General features: G+C 64.4%; 19 protein-coding genes. 10 read left to right on the top strand and 9 right to left on the bottom strand.

All coding sequences use genetic code 11. The features are described 5' to 3' along the window. Window positions 1-41: 41 nt before the first annotated feature. From menE to ABH939_RS17785, 5 genes are read right to left on the bottom strand one after another with little or no spacing between them, the layout of a single operon-like run. A complete protein-coding gene (gene menE / locus ABH939_RS17805; RefSeq protein WP_404649901.1) occupies window positions 42-1,181 on the bottom strand; it encodes an o-succinylbenzoate--CoA ligase in 1,140 nt (379 codons plus the stop codon). Further along, window positions 1,178-1,480, bottom strand: coding sequence for a DUF3349 domain-containing protein (locus ABH939_RS17800; protein WP_003941976.1), 303 nt, complete (start codon window positions 1,478-1,480; stop codon window positions 1,178-1,180). The genes menE and ABH939_RS17800 overlap by 4 nt, the downstream gene beginning before the upstream one ends. A gap of 4 nt (window positions 1,481-1,484) precedes the next feature. Further along, window positions 1,485-1,820 carry a DUF3349 domain-containing protein gene (locus ABH939_RS17795; RefSeq protein WP_003941853.1) on the bottom strand — a complete coding sequence of 112 codons (336 nt, stop codon included), beginning with the start codon at window positions 1,818-1,820 and terminating at the stop codon, window positions 1,485-1,487. 54 nt (window positions 1,821-1,874) lie between these two features. Next, window positions 1,875-2,138, bottom strand: coding sequence for a hypothetical protein (locus tag ABH939_RS17790; RefSeq protein ID WP_003942079.1), 264 nt, complete (start codon window positions 2,136-2,138; stop codon window positions 1,875-1,877). A gap of 15 nt (window positions 2,139-2,153) precedes the next feature. Next, complete coding sequence (locus tag ABH939_RS17785; RefSeq protein WP_007728486.1) at window positions 2,154-3,353, bottom strand: inorganic phosphate transporter; 1,200 nt, start codon at window positions 3,351-3,353, stop codon at window positions 2,154-2,156. Window positions 3,354-3,637: 284 nt separating this feature from the next. Between ABH939_RS17785 and ABH939_RS17780 the strand changes: the two genes are divergently transcribed. The 5 genes from ABH939_RS17780 to ABH939_RS17760 are packed head-to-tail and all read left to right on the top strand — an operon-like array spanning window position 3,638 to window position 9,234. Then, window positions 3,638-5,062, top strand: a complete 1,425-nt coding sequence (locus ABH939_RS17780) for an ABC transporter substrate-binding protein (RefSeq protein WP_003942040.1) — start codon at window positions 3,638-3,640, stop codon at window positions 5,060-5,062. A 60-nt stretch (window positions 5,063-5,122) separates the two neighbouring features. Next, entirely contained in the window at window positions 5,123-7,381 is a 2,259-nt protein-coding gene (locus ABH939_RS17775) for an ABC transporter permease (protein ID WP_312637723.1), read from the top strand. Further along, window positions 7,374-8,117 carry an ABC transporter ATP-binding protein gene (locus tag ABH939_RS17770; RefSeq protein ID WP_003942056.1) on the top strand — a complete coding sequence of 248 codons (744 nt, stop codon included), beginning with the start codon at window positions 7,374-7,376 and terminating at the stop codon, window positions 8,115-8,117. Before ABH939_RS17775 ends, ABH939_RS17770 begins: the two co-directional genes overlap by 8 nt. After that, entirely contained in the window at window positions 8,114-8,872 is a 759-nt protein-coding gene (locus tag ABH939_RS17765; protein ID WP_003941866.1) for an ABC transporter ATP-binding protein, read from the top strand. Before ABH939_RS17770 ends, ABH939_RS17765 begins: the two co-directional genes overlap by 4 nt. 2 nt (window positions 8,873-8,874) lie before the next feature. Continuing rightward, window positions 8,875-9,234: a hypothetical protein gene (locus ABH939_RS17760; protein ID WP_003942018.1), complete on the top strand. Its 360-nt coding sequence runs from the start codon at window positions 8,875-8,877 to the stop codon at window positions 9,232-9,234. A gap of 97 nt (window positions 9,235-9,331) precedes the next feature. On the opposite strand, the gene ABH939_RS17755 is transcribed toward ABH939_RS17760, so the two are convergent. Then, window positions 9,332-9,721, bottom strand: coding sequence for a VOC family protein (locus tag ABH939_RS17755; protein ID WP_003941917.1), 390 nt, complete (start codon window positions 9,719-9,721; stop codon window positions 9,332-9,334). Between the two features lie 28 nt (window positions 9,722-9,749). Beyond that, a complete protein-coding gene (locus ABH939_RS17750; RefSeq protein ID WP_024487301.1) occupies window positions 9,750-10,643 on the bottom strand; it encodes a 1,4-dihydroxy-2-naphthoyl-CoA synthase in 894 nt (297 codons plus the stop codon). An 83-nt stretch (window positions 10,644-10,726) separates the two neighbouring features. Between ABH939_RS17750 and ABH939_RS17745 the strand changes: the two genes are divergently transcribed. The 3 genes from ABH939_RS17745 to ABH939_RS17735 are packed head-to-tail and all read left to right on the top strand — an operon-like array spanning window position 10,727 to window position 12,863. Further along, window positions 10,727-11,371 (top strand): PaaI family thioesterase, encoded by a 645-nt coding sequence (locus tag ABH939_RS17745; RefSeq protein ID WP_037129937.1) that lies wholly within the window; start codon window positions 10,727-10,729, stop codon window positions 11,369-11,371. 1 nt (window position 11,372) lies between these two features. Continuing rightward, entirely contained in the window at window positions 11,373-12,368 is a 996-nt protein-coding gene (locus tag ABH939_RS17740; RefSeq protein ID WP_219468046.1) for an o-succinylbenzoate synthase, read from the top strand. 48 nt (window positions 12,369-12,416) lie between these two features. Next, window positions 12,417-12,863 (top strand): DUF6918 family protein, encoded by a 447-nt coding sequence (locus ABH939_RS17735; RefSeq protein ID WP_003941973.1) that lies wholly within the window; start codon window positions 12,417-12,419, stop codon window positions 12,861-12,863. A gap of 66 nt (window positions 12,864-12,929) precedes the next feature. Here the strand turns inward: ABH939_RS17735 and ABH939_RS17730 are convergent, their stop codons facing one another. Continuing rightward, window positions 12,930-13,757, bottom strand: coding sequence for a siderophore-interacting protein (locus tag ABH939_RS17730; RefSeq protein ID WP_003941977.1), 828 nt, complete (start codon window positions 13,755-13,757; stop codon window positions 12,930-12,932). Window positions 13,758-13,815: 58 nt separating this feature from the next. After that, window positions 13,816-14,418 (bottom strand): flavin reductase family protein, encoded by a 603-nt coding sequence (locus tag ABH939_RS17725; protein ID WP_037129934.1) that lies wholly within the window; start codon window positions 14,416-14,418, stop codon window positions 13,816-13,818. 68 nt (window positions 14,419-14,486) lie between these two features. On the opposite strand from ABH939_RS17725, the gene menD reads away from it, so the two are divergent. Both menD and ABH939_RS17715 read left to right on the top strand, forming a co-directional pair. Next, window positions 14,487-16,100, top strand: coding sequence for a 2-succinyl-5-enolpyruvyl-6-hydroxy-3-cyclohexene-1-carboxylic-acid synthase (menD, locus tag ABH939_RS17720; RefSeq protein ID WP_312637726.1), 1,614 nt, complete (start codon window positions 14,487-14,489; stop codon window positions 16,098-16,100). Further along, window positions 16,097-16,540, top strand: a complete 444-nt coding sequence (locus tag ABH939_RS17715; RefSeq protein WP_042453078.1) for a DUF3592 domain-containing protein — start codon at window positions 16,097-16,099, stop codon at window positions 16,538-16,540. The genes menD and ABH939_RS17715 overlap by 4 nt, the downstream gene beginning before the upstream one ends. The last annotated feature ends 2 nt before the right edge of the window (window positions 16,541-16,542 follow it).

Raw genomic sequence — 16,542 nt, 5'->3', positions numbered from 1 at the left:
GCGCTGATCAGGCCTGCGGCTGAACAATCGGGCTGCGGCTGCTAGCTGAACCGAGCCACCAGGGCGGCGCGGTCGAGCTTGCCCGGTCCACGCAGGGGGAGCGCGTCCACGACGAAGAGTTCCCGCGGCGCCGCGGTGACGTCGAGTGTCCGCTGAGCATGTGCGCGCAGTTCGTCGAGCGTCGGAGCTTCGCCCTCGGGTACGACCACGGCCACCACCCGCTGCCCCAGCCGCGGGTCCTCGATGCCGATCACCGCGCACTCGCGAACGGCGGGGTGATCGGCCAGCGCGGCCTCGACCACCTGCGGTACGACGGTCAGCCCACCGGTGGAGATTGCCTCGTCCAACCGGCCGGTGATGCGAAGGACCCCGTCGACCACTGATCCGGCGTCGTCGGTCCGGAACCATCCGGGTTCGGCGAAGGCAGGGTGGTCGGGAAGCCCGCGGTACCCGGACGCGAGCATCGGTCCGCCCAGCAGTACTCGCCCGTCGTCGATACGAATCTGCGCTCCGGACAACGGGATTCCGTCGTAGACGCAACCGCCGGACGTTTCGCTCATCCCGTAGGTGCGGACGACGGTGATGCCCGCTTCGGTGGCCTGCGCGAGTACCGGTGCGGGAGTAGCAGCGCCGCCGAGCAGAACCGCGTCGAGCGAAGCCAGAGCCTCGACCGCGGCGCGATCACCAAGTGCCTTGACCAACTGCGTCGGCACCAACGAGGTGTAGCGGCGCGGTCCGCTCATCGCGGCGACGGCGCCCGGCAATGCGGCAGGGTCGAAACCCGCACTGACGTCGACGATCACCGGTTGTGTTCCGGCGAGGACACTGCGCAACAGAACTTGCATCCCGGCGATGTGGTGCGGGGGGAGAACCAGCAACCAGGATCCGGTGCCGCCGAGGCGTTCGTGGGTCGCGTCGCCGCTGGCTCGCAGTGCGCTCGCGGTGAGCATCGCGCCCTTCGGGGTTCCGGTGGTCCCCGACGTGGCGACCACCAGCGAGATGCCGTCGTCGATGGGCTGATCGGGGTACAGAGCGTCGCTCAGTCGGGCCGTCTCGCGTGCGTCGGCCGCCGGGACGGGAAGCACGGCGTCGTGCACGCCGTCCAGGATCTGCGCGATGGCAGGCAGTACCTCGAAGACCGCCTCACCCTGTGGAACGGCCAGTGTGCGAAGAACGTTCACCGGACGTCCGGTCCAGCCAGCGGCCAACCACCGGCAGCCAGATGGCTTCGTACGCGGTCGACGTCGGTTTCGAGTGGCATCTCGTTGGTGATCTTCGTGATGAGGACCTGGATGTCGGTCTTCTCGATGGGCAGATCGCCGTCCTCGATCAACGCGTCGGCGACGGCGTCGACCTCGGTTTCGGAGAGTCTGCGAGTGAGGAGCGCGAAAAGTGGGATGTAGTCCTGCTCGGGGACGCCATTGGGATAGCCGGCCCGCAACCAGCCGACTATCGACGTGAGGAAGGGCGGAAGGGCCATGGCGTCAGCTCACGTCTCGAACTTCGTTGTCGGTGTCCACGTCTTCGATGACCGGCCACCCACCTGCGCGCAGCCTTTCGGTGACACGATCGACGTCGTCCTCGGACGGCTCCTCGTTGAGGATTCCCTCGATGATGGCGCGGATGGTGTCGTAGTCGACATGGCGGTCCGGCACTTCGTGTGCCGACTCGATGGACATCGAAACGACCTGCTCGATCTCCTCGTCCGTCAGACGACGACGGAGAACGGCGAGCAGCGCAAAATGATCCTTGTCCGGGATGCCCTCGGGATACCCGGCACGCAGCCAGTCGAGCACGCTGCGCAATGAATACTTGCTCAAATCCTCGGCCTCATTTTCGTTTCGGTGGTTTCAGTGGTGTGCCGCGACGACCACTCAGAAGACGTGGATTCCGAACGTGCTGGCCAAGAAGTTCTTCATCAACAACAGTATTCCGGCGAAGATCGTGACGAGCACGACCGCAAAACAGAGGTACGCACCCATTTTACCCAGGGTGGACGGTCCTTCGGTGCCGTCGGCGTTCGGCAGACTCAGCGACTTGAGGCCGAAGGCGAAGATCGCCGGCAGTCCGGCTCCGAAGAGCAGTCCGACTGCCACTACCTGCCAGAGCGAATCGAGGGTATCGGTGAGTAGATGCATTCTCTTGCGCCCCTTTCAGGAGTTGCGAGTGGGTTCGGTGGACGGAGTGGGATCAGCAGTCGGAATCTCGCGAGCCGTCGCATCCGGATTCTCGTCCCATTCGGCGGTCACGTTGGCGGCGTCTACGGGTTCCTTACGCGAACGCAGGTACATGAAGATCGCGAACGCGATGAGGGCAGCGAAGACGACGAGAACGCCGGCCAGGCCGCCGATCAGATGCGCGAGTGCCCAGCAGATGGCGCCGACCACTGCGGCCGACGGCAAGGTGATCAACCAGGCGGCGGCCATCCGGCCTGCGACGCCCCAGCGGACCTCGGCGCCCTTGCGCCCGATGCCGGTACCGAGGATCGATCCGGTGGCGACGTGGGTGGTCGAGAGGGGGAGTCCGAGGTGGCTCGACGTGAGAATGATGGCTGCGGACGACGCTTCGGCTGCCAGACCCTGCGGCGCTGCGATCTCGACAAGGCCCTTGCCCAGGGTGCGGATGATGCGCCAACCGCCCAGGTAGGTGCCGAGAGCGATCGCGACGGCACAGGTGAACTTCACCCAGAACGGCATCTCGGTCTCGGCGGTGATGGTGCCGTGAGCGACCAGGGCCAAAAAGATGACGCCCATAGTCTTCTGGGCGTCATTGGTGCCGTGCGCAAGTGAGATCAATGAGGCGGTGCCGATCTGGCCGAAACGGAAACCGCGCTCACGCTCGTCTTCCTTGACGGATGCGGTGATTCGGTACACGAGCTTGGTACCGACGCCTGCGACCAGGGCCGCGACGACCGGCGCGAGGATCGCGGGGACGACGACCTTGGTCAGAACTCCACCCCACTCGACGCCGCCCATACCGATGGAGGCGATTGCGGCGCCGATCAATCCGCCGAACAGTGCGTGTGAGGAGCTCGACGGCAATCCGAGCAGCCAGGTCGCCAGATTCCAGATGATTCCGCCGACGAGACCGGCGAAGACGATCAGCAGCAGATCCTGCCCACTGACCGCGCCGAGGTTGACGACGCCTTTGGCCACGGTCGCAGCGACCTCGACGGACAGGAACGCACCGACCAGGTTCAGGATCGCGGAAAGTGTGACCGCAACTTTGGGCTTGAGTGCTCCGGTCGCGATGGAGGTGGCCATTGCGTTACCGGTGTCGTGAAAACCATTCGTGAAATCGAACGCGAGGGCGGTGACAACTACCACCAGGAGGATTACGAGCTCTGCGGTCACAACGTGAATTGTGCGTATCGAACGCGTAAAAGTACAGCGAACGGGATGCGAACAGGGGCTCCGCGGAGTACGTCCCCGCGCGTGGGCTGCGGCGCTGCCGTTCGCGATGTGTTCAGCGCCACGAAATCGGAACCCTGTGTGGGACCTCACTTTTTGGTCTCACTCACCGGGAAGGCACATTCGGACCGTTTTAAACGCTGATTACCTACGGGCACCGAGCGCACCGGAACAGGGGTTTCAGCCCTGTTTCTCGGTGTCTGTCAGTGAGAAGGAGAGCTCCGACCGTGAAGCCCAACAAGTCCACGAAGCTGATCGTGGCACTCGCCGCGACCGCCGTTCTGGCGTCAGCCTGCGCATCGAATCGTGGTGACGATCCCTACGCCGTCGCTGTCGGCGGACCCGGCGTCAGCGCCGACCTTGCGTCGAGCACATCCGACGCGAAGTTCGGCACCCTCGATTCGCCCTGCGGTGAAGGCGATGCCACCGGCGCAACCGATCAAGGCGTCAGCGACACCGAGATCAAGATCGGGTTCGGTGACGACCGCGGTTATGTGAAGTCTCCTGGGCTGAACAAGGAAATGAGCGATGCGGTGAACGCGCTCATCTCTTGGTGCAACGATCAGGGCGGCATCAACGGCCGCAAGGTCGTCGGAACCGACTACGACGCCGCGATGACGCAGGCCAACTCGGTCATGCAGGAAGCGTGCGCGAGCCAGTTCATGATGGTCGGCTACGGCTTCGCGATGGATCAGACCGCCGAGCAGACGCGTGTCGCGTGCAACCTGGTGTCCGTGCCAGGCTTCACCGTGTCACCCGACGCAGCCAACGGACCGATGACATTCCAGGGTGTCCCGTTCCCGGTCGACTACGCGAACGGTTCGCAGTGGTTCCAGATGGCCGAGATGCACCCCGATCTGGTGAACGACTTCGACGTCGTCAACAGCACGATGCCCACGATCATCAGCTCCACCACGAAGATTCGCTCGATCGCCGAGGCTGCGGGTTTCAAGCTCAAGGATTGCGGCGTCACCCTCAACTACGAGGGGGAATCGAGCTATGTGCCGTTCGCCGAGAAGTACAAGGAGTGCGGCGCGAAGGGGATCTGGACGTCACGATCGGCAAGCCCGTCGGAGCTGAACTTCGTGAAGGCCCTCGACCAGGTCGGGATCGATCCCATCTTCTTCGGTGAAGCCACCTGGTACGGCGCGACCGTCTCCGATTGGAACAAGGACACCGGACTGCTCGACAACCTCAACGCGGGCATGACCTTCCAGATGCTCGAGAACGCGGACAAGGTGCCCGCAGTTAAGAAGTACGTGGATCTGGTCTCCGAGCAGGGTGGCAAGACCGCGCTCCTCGGTATGCAGGCGGCGTCGTCGTTCCTGCTGTGGGCGGCCGCCGCGGACGAGTGCGGTAGCGATCTGACGCGTCAGTGCATGGTGAACGAACTCTCGAACATTCACGAGTGGGACGGCGGCGGATTGCATGCCGTCACCGATCCCGGCAAGAACATGCCGGCCACCTGTGGACTCATGACCTCGCTGAAGGGCAGTACCTACGCGCAGGCGTTCCCGTCCACCGCGGGCGAATTCAAGTGTGACCCCAAGTACCTCGTCGCGACCGACAAGAGCACCTGGGGAACCGAACTCGGCGCTGACCGCGTGTCGACGAAGTACCAGAACGCCAACGTCATCAAGCCGCAGTCCTGATTCTTCCGACTCGGGCGGCGAGCGCCAACCGCCGCCCGAGTCCCTAACGAGGGTTCAGCCATGAACACTTTTGTCACTTTCACGATCCTGGGCCTGGTCCTGGGGTCGGTGTACGCGATCGCCGCCTCCGGGCTGGTACTCACGTACAACACGTCAGGCATCTTCAACTTCGCGCACGGTGCACAGGCAATGCTCGGTGCGTTCATCTACTGGCAGTTGCGCTACGGCTGGGAACTTCCCACTTTCGTCGCTTTGCTGATTTCACTCGTCCTGGTCGGGCCACTGATGGGCCTCGGCCTCTACGTCCTGATCATGAAGGGTCTGCGCGATACCGCCGAGGTCACCAAAATCGTTGTGACGGTCTCGATCCTGCTCGGAATGCTCTCGATCTCGCACTGGTTCTGGCACCCCGAGACCGCTCGGACGATGCAGATGTTCTTCGGCGACCAGTCCAAGATCACGGTGTTCGGCGCGAGCATCCGCTACCACGAGTTGATCTGTATCCTCGTTGCGATCGCCATCGCCGTCGGCCTGCGCATCCTGTTCACGCGCACCCGCGCCGGTGTCGCGATGCGCGGCGTCGTCGACGATCCGGAACTGTTGCGCCTCAACGGCCACAATCCGGAGCGTCTTGCGGCCCTGTCCTGGGCGATGGGTTCGACGCTCGCAGTCCTGGCCGGCATCCTGATCACCCCGATCAGTGGCGGCACACTCGAGGCGAACATGTTGACACTCTTGGTGATCGACGCGTTTGCCGCGGCCATGTTCGGCCGGTTGCGCAGCATTCCGCGCACGTTCGTCGGCGCCGTGGTCCTCGGGCTTGCCGGTACGTACGTATTGGCGTACTTCCCGACGAGTTGGAGTTGGACGTCGAATTTCCGTGTCTCCCTGCCGATGATCGCGCTGTTCGTGGTGCTGATCGTGCTCCCACAGGACCGGTTGCGTGGAGCGGTCACCCGTACTCGCGAGCGTTACCACGTGCCGAGCGTGCGCAAGGCCGTCGTCTGGGGCGTGGCCCTGATCGTCATCGTCTACCTGATCCGTCTGCTGATGGTGACCTCCGCCGTCACCACACTGACCATCGGAATGACGTTCGCGATCATCGCGCTCTCGCTCACACTCCTCACCGGTTACGCGGGTGAATTGAACTTGGCGCCGGTGTCTTTCGGCGCTATCGCTACCATCGTGGCCTTCCACTTCGGGATCTCCGGTTCCGGGTTGGCTGCGCACCTCAACCTGTGGGGCATCGTCGTCGGAGTCCTCGTCACCGCCGTGATCGGTGGCCTCGTCGCCCTACCGGCGCTGCGGCTGAGAGGGCTGTATCTCGCGCTGGCAACCATGGCCTTCGGAGTGTTCCTCTCCAACATGGTTCTTCGTGACACCACCGAACACGAGATGTTCGGCATGAAGTACTCGCTGTTCAAGGACGGGAACATCGCCCTCCCTCCGCTGAAGATCGGCCCGATCGATCTGAGCAACGAGACGGTGTTCCTGATGACCGTGACCGCGCTGTTCTCGGTACTCGGCGTCGGCGTCATCGCGTTGCGTAACAGCGGCTACGGGCGCCGACTCGCGGCGATGAAGGACAGCCCGGCCGGTTCGGCCATGCTCGGACAGAGCCTGGTTCGGCTCAAGCTGAGCGTCTTCATGATCTCTTCGGGGATCGCCGGTCTCGGCGGCATTCTGATGTCGAGCGCCATGGGGTCCGTCTCGGGCGAGAGCTTTGCCATCATGGTCAGCCTCTCGCTGCTCATGCTGACCGTCGTCGCGGGTATCGGATACGTCACCGGCGCCCTGTTCGGTGGACTGATGGCCGGAATCGGGTTTGCGGTCATCATGGTCTCGTTCACCAATCTGGCTTCGGCGCAACCGGAGTTGGAGGGAATGTGGCTGCTCTTCGGCAACATCGCGGCAGTCAGCCCGGCACTGATCGGCATCGGCGTCGGCGCGAACCCCAGCGGAACGGTCCACAGCGTGATCGAGGGCTACCGACGGCTCGCCGGTGCCAAGCCTGTTCTGATCGGCGGCGCCGCAGTCGTTCTGCTGACCTACGTCCTCGCTCTGACCGGTGTACTCGGCAACTGGTGGTTCGCGTCCATCACGATCGCGGTGGTGTTCATGCTGCCGGTGATCGGTGAGATGGTCATGCCCAGCGCGGTTCTCACTCCGGAGGAACTGGCCGCCAAAGCGACAGTCGTTCCCGAGGACATCGGGATCGATGTCCCTTACAGCCCCGAGATCCGTGACGAGATCGACCGCGAACTGGGGATTCCTCAGTACCAGGGTGGCTCGCCGAAGGAGTTGACCGTCCATGTCTGATACACCACTTCTCGAAACGCGCGGTGTGAGCGTTCGTTTCGGTGGACACGTCGCGGTCAAGGACGTTTCGCTCACCGTGCAACCCGGAACGGTGACAGGACTCATCGGACCGAACGGTGCCGGCAAGACGACGCTCTTCAACACCATCACCGGGCTGCAGAAACCCACCTCCGGTCAGGTGTTCCTCGGTGGCGTCGACGTGACGAAGCTGCCGCCGCACAAGCGGGCGGGGCGCGGGCTGGCACGTACCTTCCAGCGGCTCGAACTGTTCGTCTCGCTGTCGGTGCGAGACAACCTGCGCGTCGCGGGAGACATCCACAAGGCGAACGGCCGCAACAAGATCGACGTGGACGGCGAGACCGATCGCCTGCTGGAGCTGACCGGGCTCACGGATGTCGCGGACAAGGACGTCGCGGACATCCCCACCGGACGGGCTCGCGTCGTCGAAGTTGCACGAGCCCTCATGACCGACCCGCGAGTGCTTCTGCTCGACGAACCGGCCTCGGGTCAGACCGAGCAGGAAACCGAGGTCTTTGCCGAGATGCTCACCGAACTTGCTGCGGGTGGACTCGGAATCTGTCTGGTGGAGCACGACATTCCGCTGGTGATGAAAGTGTGCTCGACCATCCACGTGCTCGACTACGGCGCAGTCCTCGCCTCGGGTGATCCGGAGAAGATCCGGACGGATCCGGAAGTGATCGCGGCCTACATCGGGACCGAGGAGGAGGCGGTATGACTTCAGCGAAAATTGGCGAGGCGAAAATCGACGAGGGTATACGCAGCCCCGACCGCGCCGAACCGTTGCTCGAACTGTCCGGTGTCCGCGCCGGTTACGGATCCATCGAAGTTCTGCACGGGGTGGACCTGATTCTGGAACCGGGCGCCGTGGTGGCGCTGCTCGGACCCAACGGCGGCGGCAAGACGTCGACGCTCAAGATCTGCTCGGGCGTCCTTCCGGTCACCCGCGGCGAGTTCCGGCTCGCGGGCCAGGTCGTGAACGGAGTCGAGCCTTCGGAGTTGGCTCGGCTGGGGGTCTGCTCCATCCCCGAAGGACGCGGGATCTTCGCCAACCTCACTGTGCGGGAAAACCTGTGGATCGCCACCGGAACGGGCGTCGGGCTGGCCGAACTCGAAGAGGTTGCGTACGGCAGGTTCCCGATCCTGGGGGAGCGGCGCGGACAGTTGGCCGGATCGATGTCCGGTGGTGAGCAGCAGATGCTGGCGCTGTCACGGGCACTCGGCACTCACCCGACGGTGCTCCTGCTCGACGAGCTGTCGATGGGTCTCGCACCTCGAATCGTCTCGCAGATGTACGACGTCGTCGGCTCGCTTGCAGCCGAAGGCATTTCCATTCTCGTCGCCGAGCAGTTCGCGCGAGCGGTGCTGCCCATCGCGACCTCGGCCGCACTGATGTTGCAGGGACGCGTCGTCAAGACCGGCGATCCACACGACATCGAAAACGAACTTTCTACCAGTTATCTAGGAGGATGACGATGACTACTCTCGCCGAAGATCGCCGTGAGGAATTCAAGAAGAACATCGCAGAGTTGAAGCTGGACAAGAAGCAGGCAGGCGGCGACGCGGCGACGCGCATCGCGGGCCTGGTGCTCATGGTCGTCGGAGTGGTCGGCGCCTTCGTCGTCTACATCTCTTCGCTGACGCTCTCGGACCTGCGGGATCTGGTGTCGTACCAGATCCTCACCGTGGTTTTCCTCGCCCTGACAGTGGTCGGTGCCGCTCTCTTCCTGGCCGCATCGGTGGCAAAGGTGCTGCGGCTGTGGCTGGTTCGCCAACTGCTCGAGGGCCAGGCACAGACAGATCAGATCTCGCAGGCGTTGAGCACGCGCAACTGATCTTGGTGAAGAACCGAACGATGCCCGCCACGAAAGTCGTGGCGGGCATCTGTCATTGCTCGGCTACAGCGGTGTCTCGGCTACAGCGGTGTCTCGACTACGCGGACGGTGGCCGGGAATCGCGTCGGATGGGATGGTCCTCCGGGATCTGCACCATCACGATCGGTGTCCCGTCCGGGTCGGCGATCCACATCTCGTGTAGACCCCACGGTTCCTGTCTTGCCTCGCGCGCGATCTTGACCCCGGCGAGAACCAGTTCGGTCTGAACGGCAGTGAGGTCCCGGACCTGCAGCCAGATCGCGCCGCGAAAGCCGCCCTCACCGGTGCCGCCGTGCGCAGCGACTTCGATCAGCCCTTGGCCGGCGAAGAAGACTGTGCCGCCGGGATATTCACGAGCGATCGCCAGACCGAGGGTGTCTCGGTAGAAGCTCAGCGTTCGTTCGTACTCGCTCGGGCGCAAAATCGTCCGACTGCTCAGAATCTCCACGTCCGACCTCCCTCTCGCACCTACTGTGTCAGAAATACCAGGGATATGGTGACCAGTCGGGATCACGCTTTTCGAGGAACGAGTCACGACCCTCGACGGCCTCGTCGGTCATGTACGCCAAACGTGTTGCCTCACCGGCGAACAGCTGCTGGCCGACCAACCCGTCGTCCTGCAGGTTGAACGCGTACTTGAGCATCCGCTGTGCCTGCGGCGACTTGCCGTTGATCTTGCCGGCCCAGTCGATCGCGACGTTTTCGAGTTCAGCGTGGTCGACAACCTTGTTGACCGCGCCCATCTGATGCATTTCCTCGGCGGTGTACGTCTCACCCAGGAAGAAGATCTCGCGAGCGAACTTCTGGCCCACCATCTTTGCCAGATAGGCGCTGCCGTAGCCGCCGTCGAAGCTTCCGACGTCGGCGTCGGTCTGCTTGAACCGTGCGTGCTCGCGGCTGGCGAGCGTCAGGTCGCACACCACGTGCAGGCTGTGGCCGCCGCCCGCAGCCCAGCCGTTGACCAGGCAGATCACGACCTTCGGCATGAAGCGGATCAAGCGCTGGACCTCGAGGATGTGCAGGCGCCCGGCGCGTGCTTTGTCGACGGTGTCCGCCGTTTCACCTTCGGCGTACTGGTAGCCGCTGCGACCACGGATGCGCTGGTCTCCGCCGGAGCAGAACGCCCAACCGCCGTCCTTCTCGCTCGGTCCGTTGCCGGTCAGGAGCACCGCTCCCACGTCGGAGGTCATCCGGGCGTGATCGAGCGCGCGGTACAACTCGTCGACGGTGTGCGGGCGGAACGCATTACGCACTTCCGGTCGGTCGAAGGCGACGCGAACGGTGCCTTGGCTGACATGCCGGTGGTAGGTGATGTCGGTGAGGTTCTCGAATCCGGGGACAGGGCGCCAGAGCTGCGGGTTGAAGGTCACCTGAGCCACGATAGAGGCACGGCTCGCGCGTCTAACGGATACCTGAGGTAGAACACGTTCCCGGGCGCGCTAACGTGCAGGTCATGAGCGAACAAACCGCAGACGGCACGGAGATCGTCACAGACGGTGAGAAGCGGGGCGGATTTCCACGGTTCCGGCACACTCCCGCAGGTCCGGACTTCGGCCGCTTCGTCGAAGCGATGCGCAGGTTGCAGGACCTTGCCGTCTCGACCAATGTTCCCGACGACGTACTCGCAGACATCGCTACGCAAGCCGAAGAGCTTGCCGATCGGTTGACTCCGTACGAGGTCCCGGAAGGCAAGTCGCCCGCAGGCTCGAACATCCAACTGCCCGGACGCGGCAGCCTCCTCATGCTCCCGTGGATGGTCGAGAAGTTCGACACCGAAGGAGTCCGCAGTACCGGCGTCTTCCGCCGCTACCACCTGGGCGGTAACGGCGCCGCTCACGGCGGTGTCCTGCCCTTGCTGTTCGACGACGTCTTCGGGATGACGGTCCACGCGGGTGGCCGTCCGATCTCCCGCACCGGCTACCTCCACATCAATTACCGCGCGATCACTCCGCTCAATCAACAACTGGTGATCGAGGGGCAGGTGGATCGGGTCGAGGGTCGCAAGACTTTTGTCAGCGCGCGCCTGACCGATCTCGACGGCAAGCTCCTCGCCGACGGTGAGGCGCTCATGATCGAACTGCTTCCGGGACAGCCCTGACATGTTCCCCTCGTTCGACGATCTGATCGCGGACGCCGTGGTGCTCGCGCTGCCGATGCGAGTTCGCTTTCGCGGCATCACGACTCGTGAGGCCCTGCTCGTTCGCGGCCCGGCCGGGTGGGGAGAATTCGCCCCGTTCGTCGAGTACGACGACGACGAGGCGTCGCAGTGGCTGCTCGCGGGTATCGAAGCGGCGTGGCTGGGTCCGCCGCCTGCGCTTCGTGACGCAGTTCCCGTCAACGCGACCGTGCCGGCGATCGACGCGTCTGCCGTTCCGGAATTGCTGGAGCGCTTCCCCGGGGCCCGGACAGCCAAGGTCAAGGTCGCCGAGAAGGGACAGTCGCTGGCGCAGGACGTCGCCCGGGTGAACGAGGTGCGTCGGCACATCCCGAACGTGCGCGTCGACGCCAACGGCGGGTGGAGCGTGGACGAGGCGATCACGGCCCTGCGAGCGATCACCGATGACGGTGAACTCGAATACGCCGAGCAGCCGTGTGGAAGCGTCGAGGAACTGGTCAGGGTCCGCGCCGCGGGGACCGGTGTGCGGATCGCTGCCGACGAGAGCATTCGCCGTGCCGAGGACCCGCTGCGCGTCGTACGAGCGGGGGGAGCGGACGTCGCCGTCGTGAAGGTGCCGCCGCTGGGCGGAATGCGTGCTGTGGTGGCGCTGTCGGCGCAGCTGGCGGACTACGGGGTGCCGGTGGTGGTCTCGAGCGCTCTGGACACGGCTGTGGGGATGTCCGCGGGACTGGCGGCCGCGGCAGCCTTGCCCACCCTTCCGTTTGCCTGCGGACTCGGTACCGGCGGCCTGTTCGTCCGGGATGTCGCGGTCACCGGGGCAGCTGTCGACGGTGCTTTGTCGGTGGGTGCCGTCGAGCCTGATCCGGTTCTGCTCGAGACGCTGGCCGCGCCCGCGGACCGGCGCGACTGGTGGCTGGAGCGGGCCAGGCGCTGCCATCGGATACTCGGCAGTAGGGACCAGCCGAATTTCGTATAGTCTCGGGCGCGACCTGATGAACATCAGTGAAGAATGAAGGGATCGAAAGTGGTTGCAGCTCTGAACGAAACCCTGCTCGAGGAATCACGGGTTCCCGCGGTCGTCGCGGACGTGCAGACCTTGATCGACGCAGAGGTTTCGGATAAGTCGGGGGCCTCAGGGCTGGCTCTCAAGGGTGGCTACGGCGCGGTCAAGAAGGTGAGCCCGTCCATCGTGCCGGACGCCGTCACCGCGCTTCTGCCGGCTTTCGTGGCAAAGCTCGAGCCGTACTGGCAGGAATTCTCGGCTTCCGGTGAAGGCAGCTTCGCCGATTTCATCAGCGCCCGCGGTGACGCGGTTGCCGATTCCCTCCTCGAGGTGACGGACGAGCGTATCGAGGGCAGCGACAAGGCCGTCGTCAAGTCGATGTACTCGAAGCTGCGCGGTTCGGCGAAGAAGCATGTGACTGCAGCTCTGCCGCGTCTGGGCGATGTGATCCAGAAGCACGCTGCATAAGCGAACGTAAAACGACTAGTGGCCCGGGAGTTTCTCCCGGGCCACTCGTCGTGTTCGGTGCGTTTGTCAGTGAGCCGAATGTCCGTGACGCCAGAAGCCGGTGAAGGTGATGTCGGTTTTGGCGAACTTCCGGTCGTTCACGAGGTGCCGACGCAGCCCGGTGGTGAGTGCCTGTTCGCCGGCGACAAAGGTGTACGACGGCCCCTCGGGCAGTTCGGCGGCGCGGACGGTCTCGAGGGTCAGAACACCCGGCGTCGCGTGTTCGTCCTCGCGAACGAGCCAATGCACGTTGACGTTCGCCAACTCCGGAATGTCTTGCTTGTCTTCGATGTTCGGAATCTCGACGAAGACCTCGGCACGCAGGTCTGCGGGTGCGGATTCCAGAATGCCGATGATCGCGGGAAGTGCACTCTCGTCGCCGACGAGCAGTTGCCACTTGGCCTCGGGTGTGGGGTTGTAGATGCAGCCTTCGTCCAAGAGGGCGACCTCGTCGCCGGCCGACGCGGTGTCCGCCCACGCGGATGCCGGGCCGATGTCGCCGTGATAAGCGAAGTCGATGTCGATCTCCGTGGTCTCGCCGAAGAGACCGGATCCGGCGGCACGGTAGGCGCGAATCGTGTAGTTGCGCACGACGGGCCGCGTGTCCTTGGACATCAACAGGTACTGCGCATACCAGAGATTGCTGGCCGCGCTCGGCAACCGGAGTTCACTCTGGCCGACCTGCGGGATGAACATGCGGAACCACTGATCGGCACCCATCGGAGCGATGGTGGACAGCTCTTCGCCGGCAATGGTCACCCGGATGAAGCTGGGGCTGATTCGTTTGTTCGCCACGACCCGCGCCGACACGATGCTGCGTGAGGCCGGTTTCACGAACTTGGCGCGCTTGGCCATGACTGGTTGCTCCCTGATTATCTGTTACTCGTACCTAATCAGGTAACCCTAACCTGATTTACGGTCGCTGTGGAGTGGTGGGTCTGTCCTTTTCGACGACTTCGGGAGGGAGACCCCACTGCGCTCGGCCAAGTCGGCTCATCGGTGCGATTGCCGCGAAGTCCGGTAGGCCGTCGTCGGCGACAGCCTCGGGACGTACTGCGACCGCGACCACATTTCCCATCACGACAAATGAATTACCGACCTCGATGACCTGGTGGAGCGTGCATTCGATGGCGATCGGGGAGTCGGCGACCCGGACGGGGCGAACCCGCTCGCTCGGCTCGCTACGGATGTTCAACTCGAGAAACTCGTCGGCCTCGGCGTCGTAGAAGGCGGAACTCTGGTTCACCACGTCGGCAAGCCTGGCAGTCGCCAGGTTGATCACGAATTCGCCGGTCGCTTCGATGTTGCGCAGACTGTCCTTGCGTCCGACCGACGTGAACTGCACGATCGGCGGCGCCGAACTTGCCACGGTGAAAAAGCTGTACGGAGCCAGATTGCCGACGCCGTCCGCCGACAGGGTGGACACCCAGGCAATCGGCCGGGGGACCACCGAAGCGGTGAGTAACTGATAGAACCGACGGGGTTCGAGATCGGCTGGATCGAAGAGTGTGCGCACCCACACATAATGCCGCTGTCCCCGCCCCTGGGCATGCTTGCGCCCGAACATCTGACACTCTTGAAGGCGTGAATCCGTCCACTGCACAAGCCACAGCCGTCGTCGACGAACTGGTTCGTGGTGGCGTGCGTGAAGTCGTGCTGTGTCCAGGCTCTCGCAACGCGCCCCTCGCATTTGCCCTCCAGGCCGCCGATCTCGACGGCCGGTTGCGTCTGCACATGCGGATCGACGAGCGGACAGCAGGCTTTCTGGCACTCGGACTGGCAATCGCCGGGAAACGACCGGTCCCCATCGTGATGACTTCCGGGACCGCCGTCGCGAATCTCGGACCCGCTGTCCTCGAGGCCAACTACGCGCGAGTGCCGCTGGTGGTCCTGAGCGCCAACCGGCCGTACGAGATGCTCGGCACCGGCGCCAACCAGACCGTCGAGCAACTCGGGCTCTTCGGCAGTCAAGTCCGCGCAACCATCAGCCTGGGCCTGGCGGAGGACGATTCGACGCAGAACAGCCAGTGGCGCTCGGCGGTCTGCCGGGTCCTCGCCGCTGCCCGCGGAACCCGATCCGGAAACGCGGGTCCGGTGCATTTCGACATTCCACTTCGTGAGCCGCTGGTGCCGGACGTGCACGTGCAGGGACCGGTCCCGGCGGGCCGTCCCGGCGGTGCGGCCTGGACCACCACCCAGAATGCGACGCTCGACGTTCCCGTCGATCTGGATCTCACCGCAGATACGGTGGTCATTTCCGGACACGGTAGTGCGCTTCGGCCTGAGCTGGCGGGCCTGCCGACCGTGGCCGAGCCGACGGCTCCGATGCACGGGATCGCACTGCATCCACTCGCGCTATCGCAACTCAAGCCCAAGCAGGCGATCATCACCGGCCGCCCGACGTTGCATCGTCAGGTCTCGAAGGTGCTGGCCGACCCGGGCGTCGACGTCTACGCGCTGACTACCGGGCCGCGCTGGCCGGACGTATCCGGCAACGTACTCGCCACCGGAACCAGAGCAGTGGTCACCGGGACTCCCGATCCCGCCTGGATCGCTCGATGCGCCGCGCTGACCGAACACGCCGAAACTGCCGTCCGCAAGCAACTCGACGCCCACCCCAAGGCCACCGGCCTGCACGTGGCAGCTGCTGTGATGGATGCTCTCGCGGACGGCGACCAGCTTCTGCTCGGCGCATCCAACCCTGTTCGCGACGCGGCCCTCGTGAGCTATCCCAAGCCCGCCGTACGGGTGCTGTCGAATCGCGGCGTCGCAGGTATCGACGGCACCGTCTCGGCGGCGGTCGGTGCTGCGTTGGCGTACGACGGCGGCCGGACCGTCGCTCTCATGGGCGACCTGACATTCCTGCACGACGCGTCCGGGCTGCTGATCGGGACCGGTGAGCCGAGGCCGAGCGACCTCACCATCGTCGTCGCCAACGACGACGGCGGCGGTATCTTCGAGCTCCTCGAACAAGGCGACCCGCAGTACGCCGGCGTCTTCGAGCGAGTGTTCGGAACACCACACGGCATGGACCTCGCTGCGCTGTGCGCGGCCTACCGCGTGCCGCACGCAGCGGTCACCGTCGACGCCCTGGCAACGACGCTGGCGCAACCGGCCAACGGCATTCGTGTGCTCGAGGTCGCGACGGATCGCAGTGGGCTGCGCGAACTCCACGCTTCCGTGCGGGCACAGCTGTGACGCAAACAGTTCTGCGTCGCCTCCGCATCGGTGTGCTGGTGGTTGCGGTCGGCATTTCCGTGCTCGCGGTGATTCTGGTTCTCGGTGCCTGGCGCAACGATCGGACCATCGAATCGAACATGGGGACCGCAACCGCCGAGGTGCTCTCGGCGGGCTCGCTACGTTCGGCGATCAGCTTCGTGACACCGGACGGCGCGAATCACAACCCTGAACTCGGCGTGCTCTACCCCACCAATCTGACTGTGGGACAGCGCATCGAGGTGGAGTACTACAAGACCGAGCCCGATTTGGTTCGGGTAGCAGGACGTAACGCGACGGTGGCACTGATCCCGGCCGGATCGGTGATCGTCGTGACGTGGCTCCTGGCCGGACCGTCGATCTGGTACCTGCGCAAGCGGGAAGCGCAGGCGGCAAGTTCGGCGCCGGTCGCCTCGAGTTAGTT

Origin of the sequence: Rhodococcus sp. 27YEA6 (genome assembly GCF_044908235.1) — a bacterium.
Lineage (GTDB): Bacteria > Actinomycetota > Actinomycetes > Mycobacteriales > Mycobacteriaceae > Rhodococcus_F > Rhodococcus_F qingshengii.
The sequence above is the reverse complement of the archived record's forward strand: the minus strand, read 5'-3'. Positions and strand labels throughout refer to the sequence as shown.